This window comes from Caulobacter sp. D5, from assembly GCF_003185805.1.
GTDB lineage: Bacteria > Pseudomonadota > Alphaproteobacteria > Caulobacterales > Caulobacteraceae > Caulobacter.
This window is the reverse complement of record NZ_QHJY01000472.1, coordinates 1-3,790: the sequence shown is the minus strand read 5'-3', so window position 1 is coordinate 3,790 and position 3,790 is coordinate 1. Positions and strand designations below refer to the sequence as shown.

Genomic DNA, 3,790 nt, shown 5'->3' with positions numbered 1-3,790 from the left:
GGCGAGATGACCGCCCTGCAGTCGGCGGCCCTCAACGGCATGAAGGACGAGATCCAGCGGAGCTGGAACCCCAACTGCGAGGTCGTGGGCGGCGGCGCCATGCAGGTGAAGCTTGTCTTCAAGCTTACGCCGAACGGCCGCGTCTCGGGTCAGGTGACCGCCAACGGGGCCGAGAACTCGAGCGACGCCATCGTACGCACCGAGGCCGAGCGGGCGATCCGCGCCGTCTATCAGTCGGCGCCGTTCGAAGGCCTGGCGCCGCAGTACTACAACACGCAGCTCAACCTGAACTTCAAGGCGCGCGACGCCTGCGCCGCGCGTTAGACGTCGAACGACGCCGAAGAGACGAGATGGAAGGAAGCCCGACGATGACCCAGCGCAAGCATCGCCTCGCCATGCCGCTCCTGGCCATGAGCCTGGCCCTGGCAGGCTTCGCCGCGACCGCCGCCCTGCCGGGCGTCGCGGCCGCCCAGATCGAGATCGACATCGACAAGGGCGCGGTCAAGCCGATGCCGGTGGCCATCCCGGCCTTCGCCGGCGCCCAGCGCGGGGCCGACATCGCCCAGGTCATCAGCGGCAATCTCGAGCGCTCGGGCCTGTTCCAGCCGCTGAACGTCGGCGGCGTGACCGACAAGCTGGCCGACGTGAACGTTCAGCCGCGCTTCCCCGACTGGCAGGCCACCGGCGCCCAGGCGCTGATCAACGGCCAGGTGACGGTCGGCGCCGACGGCTCGCTGCGCGTCGACTTCCGCCTGTGGGACACCTTCAGCCAGCAGCAGCTGCTGGGCCTGCAGTTCACCTCCACGGCCGAGAACTGGCGCCGCGTGGCCCACAAGATCAGCGACGCGGTCTATGAGCGTCTGACCGGCGAGAAGGGCTATTTCGACACCCGCGTGGCCTTCGTCGCCGAGAGCGGCCCCAAGCTCGCCCGGGTCAAGCGCCTGGGCATCATGGACCAGGACGGCGCCAACCCGCAGTACATCACCGACGGCTCGTCGATCGTGATGACCCCGCGCTTCTCGGCCACCAGCCAGGAGCTGACCTACATGGCCCTGCGGCCGACGGGGTCGAGCATCTACCTGCTGAACCTGCAGACCAACCGCCAGGAGACGGTCGGCCGCTTCCCCGGCATGGTGTTCGCCCCGCGCTTCTCGCCGGACGGCAAGAAGGTGGCCTTCTCGGTCGAGAAGGGCGGCAACAGCGACATCTACGTGCTCGACCTGCGCACCCGCCAGTCGACCCGCATCACCACCGACCCGGCCATCGACACCTCGCCGTCGTTCTCGCCGGACGGCACGAAGATCGTCTTCAACTCCGACCGCGGCGGCCAGGCCCAGCTCTATGTGATGAACGCCGACGGCTCGGGCGTGCGCCGCATCTCCTACGGCGGCGGCCGCTACACCACCCCGGTGTGGAGCCCGCGCGGCGACTACATCGCCTTCACCAAGCAGACCGGCGGCCAGTTCCACATCGGCGTGATGAAGACCGACGGCGGCGACGAGCGCCTGCTGACCACCAGCTATCTGGACGAGGGCCCGACCTGGGCGCCGAACGGCCGGGTGCTGATGTTCTTCCGCGAAGGCAGCGCCGGCAATCCGCGTCTCTGGACCGTCGACATCACCGGCCGGATCCTGCGTCCGGCCGCCTATCCGGGCGCGGCGTCCGACCCCGCCTGGTCGCCGCTTCTGGACTGATTTTACCCGTTCGGAGCTGAGAAACGCGAAGGTTTCGCAACTTTCCACAGACCCGGCGCGTTGGAGCGTTGCTGTTCATCCGCCATTCACCCGCTAGGTGAAACGAGGTGGAACAGCGTCTGTCTGACGCCATTGTGAGGTCCAGGGAACGTTTTTGCGGGGCGGAGCAAGAGCAGCGCCGGTAAGAGTTTTGAACCCAGGCCGTACCTAGACTTGAGGAGATACTGGATGAGCTTCGACACCAAGGGCGCCGCCCGACTGGCGCTGATCGGCCTGGCCGTGGCCTCGCTGGCCGCCTGTTCCTCGCGGCCGAAGCCGACGGGCCCGGTCGAGCCGACGCCGCCGGCCCAGCCGCAGGCGCCGCAGCAGCCCTACACCCCGCCGGCTCCGGTTCCGGATCCGACCCCGCAAGGTCCGCTGCCGGGCACCATCCAGGACTTCGTCGTCAACGTCGGCGACCGCGTCTATTTCGACACCGACGAATACTCGGTCCGCGCCGACGCCCAGCCGGTCCTGGCCGGTCAGGCCCAGTGGCTGAACCGCTACCAGTCGGTCCGCGTCCGCATCGAAGGCAACGCCGACGAACGCGGCACCCGCGAATACAACCTGGCCCTGGGCGCGCGTCGCGCCAACGCCGTCCGCGAGTTCCTGATCGGCCAGGGCGTCGCCGCCTCGCGCATCGAGACGATCTCGTTCGGCAAGGAACGTCCGCTGGATCCGGGTACGGACGAAAACGCCTGGGCCAAGAACCGTAACGCCCGCACCGCCATCACCGACGGCGCGCGCTAAGCCTCTCGGCTGACCGATCGAAGGCCCTTCTCCGCACGCCGGGGGAGGGCCTTCTTTCCGTCTGCTCCCGACTATTCCGGCCGCACTTTTGTCCGCAACCAGGGCATAATCGTCGACATGAAGCTGAAATCCGCGCTCCTCGCCTCCGTCTTGCCCGTCGCCCTGGCCATCGCCGCCGCCGCGCCGGCCCTGGCCCAGACGCCGATGCCCGATCCGCTGGACGACCGTTCGGCCAAGCGCATCGAGAAGATGGAGAAGGTCGTTCGCGAGCTGCGGGCGATCGTCTTCCAGGGGCGCGACACCGGCAAGCCGGTGGTCGTGCAGACCGCCGAGACCGACGCCCAGATCGCCGCGCTCAACGACCGGATCACCGACCTGGAACAGACGATCCAGCGGATGAACGGCCAGAACGAGACCCTGACCCACGACATCGACGTGGCCCGCCGCGCCTCGGACGGCCAGAAGGCCCGCGCCGACCAGCTGGAACAGCGCCTGGCCGCCCTGGAAGGCAAGATCACCACGCTGGAGGCCGCCGCCGCCACGGCCGCCGCGGCCCAGATCCCGCCGCCGCCTCCGCCGCCCCCGGCCGATCCGGCGACCGCCTTCAAGCAGGCCCGCCAGCTGCTGCTGGATGGCGACTACACCGGCGCCGAGAACGCCTTCGGCGGTTTCGTCAGCGCCTATCCCGACGACGCCAAGGCGCCCGAGGCCCGCTACTGGCTGGGCGAGACCCAGTTCGTGCGCGAGGCCTATGGCGACGCGGCCGGTTCCTATCTGGGCGCGGTGCGCGGCTGGCCGCAGACCAGCTGGGCGCCCAACGCCGTGCTGAAGCTGTCGCGCTCGCTGATCGCGCTGAAGAAGCCTGCCGACGCCTGCCGCACCCTGGACGAACTGACCAAGCGCTATCCGAAGGCTCCGGCCGACGTGGTCAGCAAGGCCAAGAGCACCCGCGTCCAGGCCAAGTGCGCGGCCTGACCGGCCAGCGCGACCTTTCCAGCGTCTTCGCCGCCGTCCTGGAGCGGCGTCTTCGGCCGGGGGCGACCACGCCCCTGGCCGTCGGCTTTTCGGGGGGCAGCGACAGCCTGGCCCTGCTGCGGCTGACGCTCGACTGGGCCGCCTTGCATGGTCGGCCGGTGCTGGCCCTGACCGTCGATCACGGTCTCAATGCCGCCAGCCAGGCCTGGACCGCCGACGCCCTGGCCAAGGCCCGGGCGCTTGGAGCCGACGCTCGCGCCCTGCACTGGACCGGCGACAAACCCTCGACGGGCCTGCCCGCCGCCGCCCGCGCCGCCCGCCACGCCCTGCTG

General features: G+C 69.7%; 4 protein-coding genes and 1 pseudogene. All 5 read left to right on the top strand.

The features are described 5' to 3' along the window. Positions 1 to 324: pseudogene (locus DMC18_RS23815) on the top strand (energy transducer TonB); the annotation flags it as partial. Between the two features lie 71 nt (positions 325 to 395). After that, a complete protein-coding gene (tolB, locus tag DMC18_RS23810; RefSeq protein ID WP_110118459.1) occupies positions 396 to 1,694 on the top strand; it encodes a Tol-Pal system beta propeller repeat protein TolB in 1,299 nt (432 codons plus the stop codon). Positions 1,695 to 1,907: 213 nt separating this feature from the next. Further along, positions 1,908 to 2,483 (top strand): peptidoglycan-associated lipoprotein Pal, encoded by a 576-nt coding sequence (pal, locus tag DMC18_RS23805; protein WP_110118457.1) that lies wholly within the window; start codon positions 1,908 to 1,910, stop codon positions 2,481 to 2,483. Positions 2,484 to 2,600: 117 nt separating this feature from the next. Further along, entirely contained in the window at positions 2,601 to 3,458 is an 858-nt protein-coding gene (gene ybgF, locus DMC18_RS23800; protein WP_110118456.1) for a tol-pal system protein YbgF, read from the top strand. Continuing rightward, positions 3,455 to 3,790 (top strand): ATP-binding protein (locus tag DMC18_RS23795; RefSeq protein ID WP_304539069.1); only part of this gene is annotated, 336 nt, incomplete at its 3' end. The genes ybgF and DMC18_RS23795, both read left to right, overlap by 4 nt.